The organism is Lacipirellula sp. (assembly GCF_965279485.1).
In the GTDB taxonomy this organism is placed as follows: Bacteria; Planctomycetota; Planctomycetia; order Pirellulales; family Lacipirellulaceae; genus Lacipirellula.
Genome location: NZ_CBDIIC010000002.1, coordinates 3697021 through 3714800, shown reverse-complemented (window position 1 = coordinate 3714800; position 17780 = coordinate 3697021). Strand labels below are relative to the sequence as shown.

The 17780-nt window shown below is 62.1% G+C and carries 14 protein-coding genes; 8 read left to right on the top strand and 6 right to left on the bottom strand.

Annotated features, from left to right (window positions below; translation table 11 throughout):
* Positions 1–66 precede the first annotated feature (66 nt).
* Together ACQY7R_RS22515 and ACQY7R_RS22510 are read right to left on the bottom strand one after the other, a co-directional pair.
* Positions 67–642 carry a tRNA-(ms[2]io[6]A)-hydroxylase gene (locus ACQY7R_RS22515; protein ID WP_428307799.1) on the bottom strand — a complete coding sequence of 192 codons (576 nt, stop codon included), beginning with the start codon at positions 640–642 and terminating at the stop codon, positions 67–69.
* Positions 643–751: 109 nt separating this feature from the next.
* Entirely contained in the window at positions 752–1618 is an 867-nt protein-coding gene (locus tag ACQY7R_RS22510) for an SDR family NAD(P)-dependent oxidoreductase (RefSeq protein ID WP_428307798.1), read from the bottom strand.
* Between the two features lie 107 nt (positions 1619–1725).
* Here ACQY7R_RS22510 and ACQY7R_RS22505 point away from each other — a divergent pair, with 107 nt between their 5' ends.
* Positions 1726–3054, top strand: a complete 1329-nt coding sequence (locus tag ACQY7R_RS22505) for a hypothetical protein (RefSeq protein WP_428307797.1) — start codon at positions 1726–1728, stop codon at positions 3052–3054.
* A gap of 137 nt (positions 3055–3191) precedes the next feature.
* On the opposite strand, the gene ACQY7R_RS22500 is transcribed toward ACQY7R_RS22505, so the two are convergent.
* From ACQY7R_RS22500 to ACQY7R_RS22485, 4 genes are all read right to left on the bottom strand, one after another.
* Positions 3192–4562, bottom strand: coding sequence for a dihydroorotase (locus ACQY7R_RS22500; RefSeq protein ID WP_428307796.1), 1371 nt, complete (start codon positions 4560–4562; stop codon positions 3192–3194).
* A gap of 74 nt (positions 4563–4636) precedes the next feature.
* The gene (gene corA, locus ACQY7R_RS22495; protein ID WP_428307795.1) at positions 4637–5770 is read right to left on the bottom strand and encodes a magnesium/cobalt transporter CorA; all 1134 of its coding nucleotides are present in this window, start codon (positions 5768–5770) and stop codon (positions 4637–4639) included.
* 23 nt (positions 5771–5793) lie between these two features.
* A complete protein-coding gene (locus ACQY7R_RS22490; RefSeq protein ID WP_428307794.1) occupies positions 5794–7419 on the bottom strand; it encodes a sulfatase family protein in 1626 nt (541 codons plus the stop codon).
* A 134-nt stretch (positions 7420–7553) separates the two neighbouring features.
* Positions 7554–9056, bottom strand: a complete 1503-nt coding sequence (locus ACQY7R_RS22485; RefSeq protein ID WP_428307793.1) for a sulfatase family protein — start codon at positions 9054–9056, stop codon at positions 7554–7556.
* A gap of 301 nt (positions 9057–9357) precedes the next feature.
* Between ACQY7R_RS22485 and ACQY7R_RS22480 the strand changes: the two genes are divergently transcribed.
* From ACQY7R_RS22480 to ACQY7R_RS22450, 7 genes are all read left to right on the top strand, one after another.
* Positions 9358–10323, top strand: coding sequence for a metallophosphoesterase family protein (locus tag ACQY7R_RS22480; protein WP_428307792.1), 966 nt, complete (start codon positions 9358–9360; stop codon positions 10321–10323).
* Between the two features lie 431 nt (positions 10324–10754).
* A complete protein-coding gene (locus ACQY7R_RS22475) occupies positions 10755–11306 on the top strand; it encodes a sigma-70 family RNA polymerase sigma factor (protein WP_428307791.1) in 552 nt (183 codons plus the stop codon).
* Positions 11303–13132 (top strand): LamG domain-containing protein, encoded by a 1830-nt coding sequence (locus tag ACQY7R_RS22470; RefSeq protein WP_428307790.1) that lies wholly within the window; start codon positions 11303–11305, stop codon positions 13130–13132. The genes ACQY7R_RS22475 and ACQY7R_RS22470 overlap by 4 nt, the downstream gene beginning before the upstream one ends.
* Positions 13129–14166 (top strand): DUF1559 domain-containing protein, encoded by a 1038-nt coding sequence (locus ACQY7R_RS22465; protein ID WP_428307789.1) that lies wholly within the window; start codon positions 13129–13131, stop codon positions 14164–14166. The genes ACQY7R_RS22470 and ACQY7R_RS22465 overlap by 4 nt, the downstream gene beginning before the upstream one ends.
* Positions 14167–14211: 45 nt before the next feature.
* On the top strand, positions 14212–14388 hold the full coding sequence (locus ACQY7R_RS22460) for a hypothetical protein (protein ID WP_428307788.1): 177 nt from the start codon (positions 14212–14214) through the stop codon (positions 14386–14388).
* Between the two features lie 113 nt (positions 14389–14501).
* On the top strand, positions 14502–16034 hold the full coding sequence (locus ACQY7R_RS22455; RefSeq protein ID WP_428307787.1) for a PEP-CTERM sorting domain-containing protein: 1533 nt from the start codon (positions 14502–14504) through the stop codon (positions 16032–16034).
* Between the two features lie 99 nt (positions 16035–16133).
* Positions 16134–17696 (top strand): PEP-CTERM sorting domain-containing protein, encoded by a 1563-nt coding sequence (locus ACQY7R_RS22450; RefSeq protein WP_428307786.1) that lies wholly within the window; start codon positions 16134–16136, stop codon positions 17694–17696.
* The last annotated feature ends 84 nt before the right edge of the window (positions 17697–17780 follow it).

Below are 17780 nucleotides of genomic sequence, written 5' to 3'. Positions count from 1 at the left end.
GGGGCCAGACAATTCATTTCGAGGCTGGCGGCGACTACTTGCTGCTGACTCATTGTTTGTTGTTCCTTAGCTGTGCATCCGCGGTAGTTCTTCGCCCTCGGCGATGATCGCCGCTTCGAGAGCCGCCAGTTCGTCAAGCCGTCGCATCACTTCCTTTTCCGGAGCGAAATTCATCGCGAGCCGCGTGTAGGTCGCGTGGTGGCGAGCTTCCGATTCGAACAAGCTGCGATAAAAGGTCGCAAGCTCCTCATCCTCGACATGGTTCGCGAGAGCTTGAAAGCGTTCGCAGCTGCGAGCTTCAATCAACCCGGCGACGAGCAGGCGATCCACGGCCCGCTGCGGTTCTTGCTTGCTGCAAAGGTCGTTCAGCTTGCGGCCGTATTGGCTTGGCTTGAGCCGGCGAAACTTCACGCCGCGGCGTTCGAGCAGATCGATCACCAGATGAAAATGCTCAAGCTCTTCGTTGACGATCTCGGTCATTTCCTGACAGAGCTCGCGATCTTCCACATAGTGGAAGATGAGATTGAGCGCCGTGCCGGCCGCCTTCTTCTCGCAGTGGGCGTGATCGATAAGGACCTCGTTGAGGTTCTCGTCGACCTGGCGGAACCAGCGGGCGTCGGTTTTTGCTTGCAGGTGAAGCATGGGGCAGGAATGTATGACTTGGAATTGATGATTTCTGACTTAGAAAGCGAGCCGGGGCGTCCTCGCCCCCGGCGCGATCGCACTATCATCCCTGCTCGCGTCCCGCGCTTCAACCGACTCCGTCGGCATCACCGCGAATAATGATGCGTTGATATCGCCTCGCGATGACGCGGAACAGAATCCGCGGGGCTAACCTTTTGATTCGCCACAACCAACGGGCGCGGCGGCCCGTGATCGCGTACAGCCGGCCGTGAGCCGACGCGGCGAGGGCCACCCGCGCGACGCTGGCGGCGTCGATCTTCGCGGTGCGCGTAAGGTACTCGGCCTGGGCTCGATGCCGTCGCAGCGTGAATGTGCCGCGCTCCAACAGCCTCGTGCGGAAGAACCCTGGCGCGACCGCGGTGACATGGACGCCGTGCGGTCGCAGCTCGGCATACATCGCTTCTGTGAGCGCGACGACGGCCGCTTTCGACGAAGCGTAAGCGCCCATCGCCGGGGCGGGGAGATAGGCGGTGATCGAGGCGATGTTGATGATCGCGGGTGAGTGGCGAGTGGAAGTCTCTTGCGAAGCGGCTGCGGAGGCTTTCAACCATGGCGTCATCACATGACAGCCAGCCAGCAGGCCGAGGTAATTCACTTCGATCACTCGACGCCACGCGGCGAGGTCGCCGTCGCCGACTTCCGCCGACATGCAAACGCCAGCGTTATTGACGAGCAAATCGAGCCGCGGCCAATCGTGCTGTAATCGCTCGCGTAGCGCGGTCCAACCGGCGGCGTCGGTAACGTCCATCGCGACTGCTTCGCCCGCGGCGCCAAATTGCCGCACCTCGGCGACCGTCTGCTCGGCGCCGGCGAGTTCGATGTCGACAGCCACGAGATGCCAACCGCCCGCTCGGGCCAGCTGGCGGCAAAATTCGCGGCCAAGTCCGCTGCCGGCGCCGGTGACGATCGCAAGACGGGGAGGGGAGGGGGACATGCCAGCATTCGGGAGGTTGGAGAAGCCTTCCATGATAGCACGATTGCCGTCGCGGCGTTCGCGCGGCGCCGGTACACTCCGCGGCCGATTCCGTAAGGGCCCGTCCCATGTGGCGATTTCTGCGAACTCTCGTTCTTTGCGCGTCGGCAGCGCCGTGCCTCGCGGCGGAAGTTGCGCCGAAAACGCCGGACGCCCCGCCGAACGCTCCCGCGGCTGCGAGCGAGAATCCTGAAGACGCCCCCGCCGTACGCATCGCGAACAATCACTGGGAGATCGGCCCAATCGCCGGCGCCGAGCAGTTTCCCGTCGCCCTTGGCGGCTACAGCGTCGTGGCGCTCCGCGATGCGCGCGAGTGGCTTCCCGGCCGCGGCGGCGAGGCGACGCGTTTCGACGGACTTGAATACCACTTCGACAGCGCCCGCGAACGGCACATCTTTCTCTCCGCGCGAGAATCGTACATCCCGATGCTCGGCGGCGACTGCCCCGTCACTTACTTTGAAACAGGGCAGCGCGTGCCGGGAAAGTTCGAATGCGGCACGCTCCACCGCCGTAGGCTCGTCTTCTTTGCGAACCCCGCGATGCAGCAAACGTTCGCCGCGAATCCAGAGAAATATGACAACGCCGATCTCGTACTCAACGGCAACTCGGTCGTCAGCATGCTCGACGACCACAAGTGCGTGCCCGGGAATCCGGCGACGGTGCTGATTCATCGCGGGCTGCGTTACTACTTCGCCAACGATTTCGAGCGGCGGAAGTTCCTCAAGGCGCCTGGTCGCTACGACGGCAGCGGCGACCTAGTCGAGCGCCCGAATCTGTTGATGCCGGATGTCGCACCGACCAAAGCCCAACTAACGGCGCAGGCATTTCAGCAACGGCCGACGTCGCAGCTCAACGGCTTCCGGCCAGCGAACAAGGACGATCGCGACGGGGCGCTCGGAGCCTTGCCGGCGATGTCGGGCTACTGTCCCGTGTCGCTGCGGCAGGATGGCAGTTGGGTCCGCGGCCAAGCGGCTTATGGCGTCGAGTTCCGCGACATCACCTTCCTCACCGCCGGCGCCCGCGAACAAGAAATGCTGCAAAGCGATCCGACCGAGTACTTGCCGGCCTGCTGCGGCGAGTGCGCCGTGTCGCTCGTCGATCGCGCGGAGCACGTGCGGGGCAGCGTCTTTCACGCTGCTGAATTCGACGGCAGGCTGTTCATGTTCGCCGACGGAGCGATGAAGGCGAAGTTCAAAGCGAACCCAGCGAAGTACGCGATGGTCGACATCGCGGCCGAGGGATTCTGTGCGGTGACGCTCGTCGACAAAGAAGAAAAGGTTCCGGGCGTGCAGCAGTTCGCGACGTGGTACGACGGGAAAACCTACCGCTTTGCCGGAGCGGCGGAGAAGGCGAAATTTCTCGCTAATCCGGAGCAGTACGCCGAGGATGCGGATTAGGCGCTTGGTCCCTCTCCCTCGAAGGGAGAGGTTAGGTGAGGGATTTTTCTCTCGCGAAGTCGGGGGCGCAGACTTCACTCGGAATTGCTGCGTTGGGAATCCCTCCCCTGGCCCCTCCCTTCAAGGGAGGGGAAAAATCACGTCGCCCAATACCCGCCTCTTGCGTGATCGAATTTCGCCGCGTCGCCATGCACTTCTTCGTTGAGACGCCCATCGCGGAAGACTTCCCGCCCGCGAACCCACGTGCGGACCGGCAGGCCGACGAGTTCGACGCCGTCCCACGCGCTCCAGCCGCATTTGGTGAGTTGCTCCGCATTGCGAACCGTGTGGCGGCGATTGAGGTCGACCAGCACGAGATCGGCTTCGTACCCCTCGGCGATGCGGCCCTTGTCGACGATGTCCCACACGCGGGCCGGAGCGTCGCACATCCAGTGGACGACTTGCTCCAGCGAGCAGCGACCGCGGTGGACTTCATTCAGCATTAACGCGAGGCTGTTCTCGACGATCGGCATCCCCGACGGCGATTGCGGGTACGGCTTTTGTTTCTCTTCCCATGTATGCGGCGCGTGGTCGGTGGCAATCACTTGAATCCGTCCGTCGCGCAGCGCGTCCCAGAGCCGGCGATTGTCGTCGGCGCTCTTCAGCGACGGGTTCATCTGGGCGAGCGTCCCCAGCCGCGAGTAGTCGTCGGTATTCAGCAGCAAGTGGTGCGGGCACGCCTCGGCGGTGATGACGCGGCTCGCAACGTCAGTCCCGAGTCCGTCGTAGGCGCCGGTTCCTGCGAAGTAATCGCCGAGCACGTCCGTTTCATCGCCCGTCGATACGTGCAGCACGTGGAACCGATGCCGATGGCGAATCGCGAGGTTGATCGCCCTGCGCGTCGCGATCACCGCGGCGCGGACGTCGCGAATCTGCGAGTGGACTGCCACGTCGGCGACGCCGCGGTAACTCTCGGTGTTCGCACGGACGGTGGTTTCGTCCTCGCAGTGGGCGGTGAGCGGCAACGTCGTTTCGGCGAAGATGCGTTCAAGGGCTTCCTGGCCATCGACGAGCAAGTCGCCTGTGCTGGAACCGATGAAAATCTTGATGCCCGGCGTCCGCTGCGCGTGCTTCAGTTCGTTGATGTTGTGCGGCGTGGCGCCAATGTAAAAGCCGTAGTTTACCAGCGACTTCTCGGCGGCGAGCGCGAGCTTCGCGTCGAGCAGTTCCTGCGTCGTCACGTTCGGAACCGTGTTCGGCATCTCCAGAAAGGTGGTGACGCCTCCCTTGGCACACGCCCGCGAGGCGGTCGCGAGATCTTCCTTGTGCGTGAGCCCCGGTTCGCGGAAGTGAACCTGATCGTCGATCACGCCCGGCAACAGGTGAAGCCCTGCGGCGTCGACGACTTCATCGGCCGTGGTCTGAATCGCGGGATCAATCGCGGCGATGCGGTGATCTTCGATCAGCACGCTGACGGCGGCGACGCCATTGGGGAAGACGACTTGGGCGTTTTTGATGAGCGTGCGCAAGGATAGGCGGAGGGTTCGAGGTTCGGAGTTCGGGCGTCAGGGCTTGAGAAGAACGGAATAAGGCGCCGCCGATTCTACTCTTCATCTTTCCGCTTGCCTTTGCCGATCCAGCCGCGGCGGCGGAAAAACCATAACTGCCCGAGCGCGACGACGGCCATCAGGCCCATGGCGAATGGGTACCCGTACTTCCAGCGCAGCTCCGGCATGTCCCAACCCGATTCGTGAGCGTCGAAGTTCATACCATACACGCCCGCAATAAAGCTGAGCGGCATGAAGATCGTCGAGATGATTGTCAGCACCTTGATCGTCTCGTTCATCCGATTGCTGATCGACGTCGCGTAGTAGTCGCGGAGGTCGCTGCCGGCGTCGCGGTAGTTTTCGAGCGTGTCCATGATCTGCACGGCGTGATCGTGGCAATCACGGAAGTGGATCAGCGTTTCTTGCGTGATTTGCTCAGGCGGACTGCGGACGAGATCGTCGATCGCATCGCGCAACGGCCAGACGATGCGGCGCAGTTGCCGTACGTCGTGACGCAAATCGCGCATTTGCGCGATGCACGCCGGCTCAGAATCGGCCTCGACGCGATCGTCCAATTCGTCAAACACTTCGCCGAGTTGTTCGAGTACCGGGAAGTAGGAGTCGATCACCGCGTCGATCAAGGCGTAGAGTAAATAGTCGACGCCCGACGAGCGCGTCGTACCATTGGTGACTTGCAATCGCTTGCGAACGATGTCGAAACAATTCCCGGCATGCTCGCGCCAACTAAGCACGAAGCCTTTGCCGGCGAACATGCTGACCTGTTCCAGGCAGAGGTCGCCGTTGTAAGTGGGAATTTGCGTGACTGCGAACAAATGGTGCGGGTAGTCTTCGACCTTCGAGCGTTGCGGCACGGTCGCCATGTCTTCCAGCGACAAGCGATGAAGGCCGAGCAGTTCGCCCATTTCTTCAATGAGCGCCGCATCGCCGAGGCCGACGGCGTCGATCCACATCACCGGATACTTGTTGCGCAGCTCGCGAAGCTGCGCGACCGTTGCGTTGCGCTTCTCGACGATCTGGTCAGGACCGTACGCCGTGACGTGGAGCAACGGCGCCAGCGCGCCGTCGGGAACGATAACCGTGCCGGGGCGCGTGTGGGGATGGATCGTGTGATCGAACCGCTTCCGCTGCCGAGCCCGATGGTTCGCGCCGTTCTTCGATTTCTTCGACATACTCGGCGGGTGAGACCGCCCTGTTAGGTGGAACTGTGGGCGGATTGTCTCATCTGGCGACGCTTCTGCCGATTCTCGATCTTCTGTTGGCGTCGCGATTTTAGTTCAGGTTCGTCGAGCTTCGGCGGATCGTTCTCGGTCACGCCGAGTTCGCTACGAAGCCGCGTCAGTTCGTCGCCGAGGCGCTGCCGTTGGCTCGCGTACTCAGGCTGGCCGTAGACGCTGTGGAGTTCGTCGGGATCGCTGACGAGGTCGAACAACTCCCACTGCTTTAATTTGAAGTAGTGAATCAGCTTGTAGCGGCCATCGGTCACGCCGTAGTGCTCGGCGACGTTATGCTCGGCTGGCGGACCTTCGTAGTACTGGTAATAAAAAGCCTTCCGCCAATCTTCGGGCGTTTCTCCCTTGAGAAGCGGCACGATGCTCGCCCCCTGCATGTCGTCGGGGGCGTCGACGCCGGCTGCGTCGAGGAACGTTTGAGCGAAGTCGACGTTCGAAACGATCCGCTCTTCAACCGTCCCCGGCTTCGCGACCTTGGGCCAGCGAATCAGACACGGCGTCCGCAGCGATTGCTCGTACATGAATCGTTTGTCGAACCACCCATGCTCGCCGAGGTAGAACCCTTGGTCGCTCGCGTAAACGACGATCGTGTCGTCCGCGAGGCCCGCCGCGTCGAGGTACGCCAACAGTTCGCCGACGCTGTCGTCAACCGACTGCACCGTGCTGAGGTAATCCTGCATGTAACGCTGGTACTTCCAGCGAACCAGTTCATCACCCTCCAGCTTCGCCTCGGCGAACGCTTTGTTCACCGGCTCATAGGCGGCGATCCACGCCTTCTGTTCGTCGGGGGTCATGCGGCCGAGCATGGTGCGGCCGTAGTCGCTTTGCGGGTCGTAAACCTTGAGATCTTCCTTGAGCCGCATGTCGTCGGCAATCCGCATCGTCGCCTGATTGGCGGCGTCGGCGCGATCGCTGTAGTCGTCGAACAGCGTTTTCGGTTCCGGGAACTTATGGTCGGCGAACTTGCCGACATGCTTCGAGCTGGCGGACCATTCGCGATGGGGCGACTTGTGTTGCACCATCAGCAGGAACGGCTTGTCGGCGTCGCGCTGCTTCAGCCAGTTGAGCGCCTTGCCGGTGATGACGTCGGCAACGTATCCCGGCTCGGTAACGCGGCCGGCGGCGGTGTCGAACTTCGGCGAGTAGTAGAGTCCTTGGCCAGGCAACACTTCCCAATGGTCGAAACCTTGCGGCTCGCTCTGCAGGTGCCACTTGCCGATGATCGCGGTTTGGTAGCCCGACTTCTGCAGCAGCTTGGGGAAGGTCGTCTGCTTGCCGTCGAAGATATCGCGGTTCGTGCAGAATCCGTTCTTGTGGCTGTACTTTCCCGTGAGGACGCACGCCCGGCTCGGTCCGCAGATAGAATTAGTGACGTAGCAGCGATCGAAGCGGACGCCTTCTTTGGCGAGGCGATCAATGTTCGGCGTCTCGTTGAGCCCGCCGCCATACGCGCTGACTGCCTGGTAGGCGTGATCATCGGTGAAGATGAACAAAATATTCGGCTGCGAAACAGCTTGAGCGATTGAGCCAAGCAGAGCGGCGATCGCTAGCGCCATGACGGCGACGACGCAAGGTCTGGAGCAAGGCATGTGGACCCGGGTGCTGTGAGGGAGAGGCCAGCGCATAGCTCCCCATTCTACCCAAAGTTGCGCTCGTCGGTAGCGGCGCGGCATGGGGGCGATAAGGAGCGGCAATGCCGAGAAACCAGGGACTTCTGCGGCCCTTAGTTCCTCGCTTGCCGGCGACCTTGCCCGGGCGGGCGGACGCTGGAGCCTGTTTCTCGCTGCGTCAGGACGTCGCCGAATTGCTCGCGAGCCCGCTCGGCGGCGGCGGTTAGGCGGGCGACGATTTCAGGGTGCTCGACAGCAACGTCCTTCGTTTCGCCGACGTCGTTCTGTAAATCGTATAGCGCGACATCGGTAGCAACTTGCTTGTACTCGACAGGATACCCCCCCTTGCCGCCCGACTTGCCGTCGAGCGTGCGATATGGATGCTTCAGATGCAGCTTCCATCGTCCGTCGCGGACCGCGTGGAGCTCACGGCCGTAGTAACAGTAGAACTCTTCATGCGGCGTTTTGGCGCCATCAACCCCGGTGATGAGGGGCCAAATATCTTTGCCGTCGATCGGGCGATCGGCAGAAGGCTCGTCGCCGAGCAGCTTCGCCACCGTCGGCAATAGATCGAACGTCACGCAAAACTCATCGCACTCCGTGCCGGCCGGAATCGTGCCCGGCATCCGCATTACGCAGGGAACGCGGTAGCCCCCTTCGAACATCGTTCCCTTTCCCTCGCGGAGCGGACCGGCCGAGCCGGCATGATCGCCGTAGTTGAGCCAGGGACCATTGTCGGCAGTGAACACGACGAGCGTCTTTTCATCGAGGCCGTTCCGTTTGAGCGCGGCGAGAATCTCGCCGACCGACCAATCGAGTTCCATCACCGCGTCGCCGAACAAGCCGGCGCCGCTCTTGCCTTCAAATTCGGGCGACACGTACAGCGGCACGTGCACCATCGAATGCGGCACGTAGAGAAAGAACGGCTCCTTCGCGTGCCGATCGATGAAGTCGACCGCGCGGCGAGTGTAATCCTCGGTGAGGTGCGTTTGGTCCTCGCCGGTCACATCTTCATCGACGACTTCGTCGCCATCGAACAATCGCAGATTCGGGTAATTATTTTTCTTCTTCGGCGATTCGGGCGGCAACTCTTCGCCGCGCGGGCCGCGGGGCCACATGTCGTTTGAGTAGGGCAGACCGTAGTATTCGTCAAACCCATGCTGCAGTGGCAGGAAGCGGCGTCGATCGCCGAGGTGCCACTTGCCGAAGACGGCGGTGGCGTAGCCATGCTCTTTGCAGAGTTCAGCGAACGTCTCCTCCTCTTCGCTGATGCCAATCTGCGAATCGGGCCGCAGCGCGCCGAGAATGCTCACCCGCTCGGGATAGCAGCCGGTCAGCAGCGCTGCTCGCGAGGCCGAGCAGACGGCGGTCGCCGAGTGAAAATCGGTGAACTTCCGCCCCTCGGCCGCCATGCGGTCGAGATTCGGCGTCTTGTACGCAGTGGCGCCGAAGGGGCCGATGTCGGCGTAGCCCATGTCGTCGATGAAGATCACCACAACGTTGGGGCGCTCGGACCGCGCCGCGGCTTGCGAAGACGTTGAGCTAAACGCTACGAAAGCCAAACCGACGACCGTAAGCAATCTCGCAACGAGCACGCGCTGGGGCACAACATTCATCGACGAGATTCCTCGCATGACGCATCCAAGATGAAAAGACTTCGGCTGCAAACCTTCCTCTAGCCTACAGCATTTGCCGGGCCAGTGGTAACGAACGATGCGTCAACGACGGCGGCAGGGCAGGGCGTTCAGCGCATTCCACGAATCCACACGGCTAGCCGCGGGATCCGACGGGCGCAACACTGTCTCATTTCACGGCCTCTCTCTGCTCCAGGAGTTCATCGGCTTCTGCTATGCTGAATGGCGATCTTGTCGTCCTGGCGGCCAACGCCGAGCGAGAACAATCGCAGGAGTTCAACAGATGCCTACCGATCCTCAATCGTCGAACATCATCACCCGTCGCAGCTGCCTACAGTGGGGTGCCTTTGGAGCGGCCGCGGCGCCGCTGCTCAGCTTCGGCGCCGGCTCGGCCGTCGCAGCCGCGCCCGCGGAGCGGCAACGGACATTACGGTTCGCGCATCTGACCGACATTCACGTGAAGCCTGAGCAAGGGGCTGGCGATGGTTTGGCCCAGTGCCTGCATCATGTTCAATCGCACAAGGATCCTGTCGAACTGATCGTCACCGGCGGCGACGCGGTATTCGATGCGTTTGGCGCCACGCACCAGCGGAGCCAGCAACTCGCCGATCTGCTGAACGCGGTCTTCAAGCAAGACTGCTCGCTCCCAATGCAACATTGCCTCGGCAATCACGACGGCCGCGGCTGGGACGATTCGGAGTTCGCCGGCAAGGCATGGGCGCTGGAGATGTACGGCCTCGCGAAGCCGTACCATACGTTCGAACAGGGCGGATGGAAGTTCATCGTTCTCGACAGCGTCCGTCCGTTTGAGAAGCGGTACACCAGCGGCCTCGACGCCGAGCAGCGGGCTTGGCTCGAAACCGAACTGGAGCAAACGCCAAAGACGACGCCGATTGCCGTTGTCTCGCACATTCCGATTATTTCAGTCACGCCCTTCTCGTTCGACCACGCCGCCGTCACCGAAGACTATCAGCGCGTGCCTGGCGGGTTGATGCATCTCGACGGCACGGCGCTCCACGCGTTGTTCAAGAAGCACGGCAATGTGAAGCTCTGCCTCAGCGGGCACATGCATCTGAACGATCGCTGCGACGTCGACGGGATCAGCTACATTTGCGACGGCGCCGTCTGCGGCGACTGGTGGAACGGCGATCCGCGGCGAAGCGACGAAGGCTACGGGCTAATCGACCTCTACAGCGACGGGACGTTTGAGCACGCATACTTGCCATTTGATTGGAAAGTGCGCGCGTAAGCGGCGACGCAGCGGGTAACCATCGCCGCCAACGACAACGATTAGTCGGAGGGACAACGCCCTCCGGGCTGGCGGCGCGGAGAATCTTTCCACGCTACGCCGCTCAGCGTTACGCCGCCCGGACCGCGTAGCGGTCCGGCGACTACTCTCCTGTCTCTCGCATTCTTGCGCTCGATGCGGCGTCGCTTGGTGGTTTACCGAAGACATGAAGCCTTCGGCTCGCCTTGCTCCGCGAGATAGCTCGCAGTGCTGGTACCCGCGAATTCTCGGCAATTCTGGCCGGCGGGCGAACTTTAGGAAGTTAATATGAATTTTTCTGTAAGGTTCCCTGCCGCCGCCGCATAGCGTTCGGGGCAGGAAGGGCGGACGACAGTGCATGATGCGCTGATGATTTCTATTTCCGCATTTCCACCAACCCCGGTTTGGCCGCCGTGAGCGAAAAGCCGCTGAGCCCTGATCAGTTTGTCGTGCTCATCGCACGACATGAACGCCGCGTGCGGTCGTTCATCGTTTCGCTGGCTGCCGCTAGCGCCGACGCCGTCGACGAAGTCGTTCAGGCAACTTATCTCGTCGCTTGGCAGAAGCTCCAGACGTTTACCTACGTCGAGGCGACCCCCGACGAAGAATTGGTGAGATGGATGTGCACGATCGCTCGATTCGAACTGATGAGCTACTCGCGACGCTATGGGTCGTCGCGGGTCTCGTTCGACGACCGCTTGATCGAGCAGATCGCCGCCGTCCACGCCGAAACTTCCGACTACCTTGAGTCCCGCCACCAAGCACTACGAGGCTGCCTGGAAAAGCTGCCGCAGCGTCAGCGCGAAATGCTTGGCCAGCGTTACTGGCGCGGGCTTTCGATCCAAGAACTCGCTGCCGGCCGCGGCCAGGACGTCAACGCCGTTTACACGGCGCTCTCGCGCATTCGCAAAGGGCTGGAACGCTGCATTCGCGTTTCGTTACGCCAGGAAGGCTACCCTCAATGAGCATCGATTTTCCCAACGACGAACTCGAACCGCTGCTCGATCAGCTGGCGATCGCCGATCTCGACGCGACGGAGTGGGAACGCCTGCGGACGTTAATCACCGACAACTCGGCGGCTCAACGGCGCTACTTGGAAGCCATCCACCTGCGCGAGGGTCTCGCGTATTTGCTGTCGCACGAACCGCTCGCTTCGGGCGATGCCTCGGCCCCTTCGCCGGCGGAACTTTCCGCCGGGCCGGGCCTCGCCGCAGCATCGCGACGCGATGAGTCAGCGGAGACCGCCTCGTCGGCGTCGCGTGTTCGTCGGCTCACGGCGCGTTGGTTCCCCTCTTGGGCTGCGGCTGCCGGCATCGCCTTCGTCGCCGGGGCAGCGGCCGTGGCCCTTTTCCAACAAGGCTGGACGCCACTGCTCGCAAAGAAAGAGCAAGAAGCCCCGCGAGCAGTCGCTCCGGTGACCGCCTCGCCCGCGCCGCTGCTGCAGGAAACGCAACTTGGCAAAATCAGCGGCCTGTCGCTCGACGCCTCGGCCGAAGCGATTAGCTCGTCGATGCAAGTCGGCCAAGTGCTTCGCTGCGGCGAAGTGGTGCAGCTACCCGTTGGCTTCATGCGGATTCAGCTCGACGACGGGCCGGAACTGCTGATTGAAGGTCCGGCGGAGTTTTCGCTCGTCGGCAACGAAAGCGTCTTCGTCCGCAGCGGCCGGCTCTCTGCACGCGGCGGTCAGCGGCTGCTACTGCAAACGCCGCTGCTCACCGCCGAGTGTCTCGACGCCAGCGTTGCGTTCGAAGCCTCTGACGACGATTCCGCCTCGATCTACGTCTCCGAAGGGGTCGTCACGCTGATGACGACGCCGCAGGAGCGCGTGGAAGGCGAGAAGATTCGCGTGCTCCACTCGGGCGAGGGAATCGTCGCCGAGCCGAGCAGCGCGAAAGGCGCCCTCCGCACGACCGATCGCGGCCCGTTGCCTCGGATCGTCACCGAGTGGAGCGACATTGAAAAGCAGCTCAGCAAGTACCAGCAGCTCATCCTCGGCGATCGGCCGGTCGCTTACTGGCCGCTGTACCGCGTCCGCAAGAACCGCCGCGTGCTCGACCTAACGCAGAACGGCCACGACGGGTTGCCGATTGGCAACTGGCCTGCCGAGCTGAAAGAGAAAGACGACACGGGCGATGCGGAGCGCGGCGTTTATTTCAACGGCGAAAGCTACATCGAACCCGACCGCAAGCCGCCGGTGAATTTGCAAAACGGCTTTGCCATCGAGGGCTGGGCTCGCCCCGAGGGGCCGGCGCAATACCAAGCGATCTTCACCTCGCGGTGGGTGCTCGAATCGTACACGCCGAATCAACAGTGCTTTGGCATCACGCTCTACGCTGGCGACAACAACCAGTGGGAGTTCTGGACCGGCGTCGGCAAACGAGGCCAGTTGTGGAATGTCATGGAGTCGCCCAAGAAGATCGACCGCGAACAGTGGTCGCACGTCGTCGGCGTCTTCACGCCGACGGAGGTTTCTGAACCTGGCTTCATGCGTGGCATCGGCCGACTGTACGTCAACGGCGAAGAGGTGCTGCAGCATGAACAAGAAGTATCGCTCACCGACTTCGATTGGCCAGCGCGGATCGGCGCCGCCGAGTTCGTACCGCGCTATCTCACGTCGTGGCTATTCAAGGGTCGCTTGAGCGACATTGCTCTTTACGGATATCCGCTCGAACCGCAGCGGATCAAGGAACACTATCAGGTCGGCCAGCCGACGGTTTCCACGAAGACCTCCGCGCTTCGCCCGTCCTCGCCTTGGCTGTTGGCCTCGCTCGGAAGGAGATCGGCCCCATGAGTTGTTCTCTTCGCACTTCAACGTTTGCGTCGCAACGGCGCGGCGATTGTCGACGGGGCTTCACGCTCGTCGAATTGCTGGTGGTGATCGCCATCATCGGCGTGCTGGTGGCGCTGCTGCTGCCGGCGGTGCAGGCGGCGCGTGAAGCGGCGCGACGGAGCAGTTGCACGAACAACTTGAAGCAGCTTGGCCTAGCTATGCTCAACTACGAGAGCGCCAAAAAGCTGTTGCCGGCCGGACAAACTTCACGAATTGCCAGTGGCCCGACGGATCCTGCTTATCTCTCTGTGCAGGTGCAATTGCTCCCTTACTTCGAGCAAGAAGCGTTGCGTCGGCAGATCCGTGAGAAAGAAAACCAATACAGCGATGCGAACTTGCTCGCGCAAGCGAATCAACCGCCGACGTACCTTTGCCCGACCGACAATTCATCGGCCCGCTCGATGCCGCTAGGCTGGACGAACTACTTCGCGAATTCCGGCACTTGGGTCCGTTGGAAAGGCTGGGACGGCGTCTTCGGCCCGGTAGTGGGCGAAGGAAACGCCGACGCATTGCCGGCGATCTCCTTGGCGCAGGTCGCTGACGGCACGAGCAACACCGCCGCATTCTCGGAGGCGGTAGCAGGGCTCGCGCCTGACATTGCTTCACCCGGCGCCGGCGACCCGCTCGGCGATTGCTACGAGTTCGGCGGCCTGCCTTCGTCGCGCACATTGGCCGGACTGCGAAGCGCATTCCTCGCAAAAAGCTCCAGCACCGCCTCGATCCCTTGGAGCGGCGAGTGGCGATACCGCGGCTATCCCTGGGGCGAAGGAACGATGTGGCGCAGCTGGTACAACCACATCGTTCCACCGAACTCGACCTGCTGGCTCCCCGCCGGCGATTTTTGGGAACTGATCGCGCCGGCCAGCAGCCGTCACACGGGGGTCGTCAACGTCGCGATGTGCGACGGGAGCGTTCAAACCGTCGCCGACGGCATCGACGTCGAGGTCTGGACAAGCCAAGGGACGCGCGACTCTGGCGACGGCAACGGCTCGTAGTTCTCGCGGTTCACTCGGCCCACCGCGTACATCAGGAGAGACAATATGTCCGCATTTCAAAAACTTCTTCGCAATCCCGCCGCGTTTGCGCTGGCAGCTTTGCTGACAACTTCCCTCGGCTGCGGTTCGGCGGAGACCGCCGACAAAACGCCCGAAGACTTGGAAAAAATTCGAACCGAAATGAAAGCCACCACGGATCGCGAGTTGTCGGGCAGCAAGTAACCGTATGGTCTTGACCAGCGATTCAGATTGTTTCAGTCAAACATCAGTGAAGTTACATCTCTACTAATTCCCAAGCTATCGCAGCTCGGCAACTTCAAAGGGTGACCCACATCATGAGCTCTGTCGGAACGATTCGGACTCGCATCATCGCTCTTGCAGCGTTGGTCGTTGCATTGCCAAGCCTCGCATCATACGCAGGCGAATTGGCGATGCAGAGCAACCTCGTCCGCGATGATTTCGCCAGCGGCACGAACTGGCTCACGCCGAAGGCTTGGAATGCAATTCCCAAGTTTGAGACCGAAGCCCCCGGCGACGCCACCTCCGAAGGGTACGACTGGTTCTACACGCAGGTGGCCCACACGAAGGACTGGTTCTTTGTTCGCTACCATCAGACGTCGGGCTTCGCCGGCGATTTGCAGTACACGCTGTTCGACACCGACTCGAACGACGAAACCGGCTGGCTTGGCCCGAGCAACACGCTCGCCATCGGCGCCGACCGCGTGTTGAGCGGCGCCTCGTTGAAGGACGCTGCGTGGAATCACCTTGAATGGACGCCGTGGAACAACGTCACCGACGTGAACGGCGCCGTCGACATTATGGCCGCTATTCCGCGTTCGCAGATGAACGGCGCTACCGCGTTCAACTTTGTGAACTACATCCGCGGGGCTAGCGGCAGCGACTGGTACCCCAACGCCGCGAACAATTTTCCCGGCGACTATTTCCGCTACGAGACGGGCGTCTTCGACACGACTACGGCCCTCGGTCGCACCTGGTCGATCATCGAACCGACGCATCGTGAAAATCGGAACGTTCAGGCGCAGATCATCGGCACGCCGACGACGATGACGTTCAACGGCGTCTATCAGACCTCGGCGGATTTTGCCGCCGTCACGGCCCTGACGCCCGTCGTCGGCACGAAGGTGAGCTACGATTTGGCGCTCACGCACGAAGAGCGAGACAACGACGGCGACGGCGACGGCGGTACCTGGACGGCCGAAGCCCTGGGCGCCTTCACCAGCAGCGTCAACGATCCATCGGACAGCTTTCTGGTGAGCACCCGCGTCGGCGCCCGCCCGTTCGACGGCCCGGCCACGCGAATCATCCACGAACGACCCGGCGACGCCGATGAATCTGAGCAGACCAGTTCTTCGCTCGCCAACAACCCGCTTACGGGCGGCGTGCAAATCGAATGGTACTTCACGTCGGAGACGACAATCGAGATCTCGGTCTTCTCGAAAGATGGCACGACGCTGCTCGGCCCGAAGTACACCGATACGATCTCCAGCATCAACGACATTCACGGCTTTCGCCTGAACTTGTTCGACTCCGAGCAAACGATGACGATCAGCGACTTCCACGTCGCGGTCGTCGCGCCGACGCTCGACGGCGATTTCAACGGCGACGGCTATGTAGATGCGAAGGATCTCAACGACCCAACGCTTGGCTGGAAGGCCCGCTTCGGCGTCGACCTGAATGGCAACGACTTCCTGACCTGGCAGCGGAACTTTGGCGCCGGCACGCCGCCGGCCGTCGCGGCAGTGGCCGCCGTCCCCGAACCGTCGACCGCGTTGCTGGCGCTGATGGGCATTGTGGGGGCAGTGCGCATCAGCCGCCAGCGCCGGCTGCCTCTCGGCGATCTGGCTTAGCGGATCTATAATCGGCGACGGGTCGCCCCGCGGGTCGCTTTGATCGGCGGGCCGACTCGTTGCCGCTCTTCTGAACCCTTCACGCTGAGGTGACATCCGATGCAAAAAATCTTCTCGCTGCTAACCGCGGCGATCGTTTCGACTGCGTGCGCCGCTGAAGCGAACGCCCAACTCGTCTTCGGCTTCGAGAACGGGCTAACCGGCGACGGATTCACGCTGCTGCAAAACTCCGGCAGCATCACGAAGTGGGTGGCCACCAGCGACGTCATCGACGTCGGCAATGGATTCAATCTGCTCTCGGCCACGCAAGGAACTCATCGAGTCGCGATCAATCCGTGGGCCGATCGCGACAACTTTGGCAACGCTCAACACAAGGCGATGGTCTTGCGCTCGCCGACGTTCCAGCTCACCGGTGGAAACCTTCAAATCGACAAAATTGGCGGCATGCGCTACGGCGAGAACGGCAACGCCGGCGACGTGGCCCAGGGCGATCCTTTGAACGCCGGCGAGCTTGGCTCGATGCAGCGCAACACGGCGTTCAACTTCGGCGGAGCGGGCGAGGTGCAAGACGGCAAGTACATGCAAGGCTTCGCTCTCCGCGACGCCCTCAATGGGCAGTATGTGCTGATCAAAGCCAGCAACGTCATCAACGACGGCAAAGCTCGCCCAACCGATGCTCCCTCGCGCAGCGTGTGGGACACGATCACGTTCACGTCAGCCGAGTTAGCGCCGTACGCCAACAACGGCCGTCGTTATCAAATCGATTTCGTCGACTCGTTCGGCGAAGGTTCTTGGGCGCACATCGGCTTTGACAACGTGCGCGTGCCCGGCACGCTGTCGGCGTTCGCCAAAGGCGACGTCAACGGCGACGGAGCGACCAATAGCGCCGATACGTCGATTCTGTTCAGCCACTTCACCGGCTGGCGCAGCGCCGTCCCGATGGCCAAGCCAGATGGCTTGGCCCGTGACGACGGCGACTTCGACGGCAACGGCGACGTCGACGGCGGCGATGTGCTCCAGCATGTCGCGAACATTGGTCTGACGGCGCCTGCTGTCGGCAAAGCGAAATTGGTCTACAATCCAGCCGATGGTTCGGTCTCGTTTAATGCGAGCGGCGCGGCAGGCGGCAAGATCACTGCGTTCCGTTTGCTGAGCGACGCGGCAACTCCTTTCACGACGGGAATGGCGACGTTGCCGAGCGTGGGAACGCCGCTCTCGACGGACATTGCATCAGAACTCTTCTGGGTCGATACGACGCTCGCTGGATTCACCGGAACCGTCAATCTGGGCTCGATTCTTTCCAACGGCCTGAGCCTGGCGCAAGCCGAAGCCGCGCTCGCCTCGGCCAAGTACGTCGGCGCCGCTGGAACGGGCGAGCAGAGCGTGACGCTTTCGCTCGCGGGAGCGATCGTCGGCGACTTCAATGGCGACGGGGCCGTCAATGCAACAGATTTGAGTGATCCAACTTTCGGCTGGAAGGCCCGCTTCGGCGTCGACCTCGACGGAGCCGACTTCCTAGCCTGGCAACGAAATTTCGGCGCGGGCTCCGCGAGCGCGGCTGTCTCGGCCGTTCCAGAACCGTCGACCATGCTACTTGTTGGGTTAGGCATCGTGGGGGCGATGTCCATCCGGCGCCGAGCTGGCGGCGCATTCAAGCGGTAGCAAGACGCGAAGGGGAGGGGGAGAACGCCTCCCCCTCCCCGCGCGGCTTTGTGTAGAATAAGAGGCGGCATGCGATCAATCCCG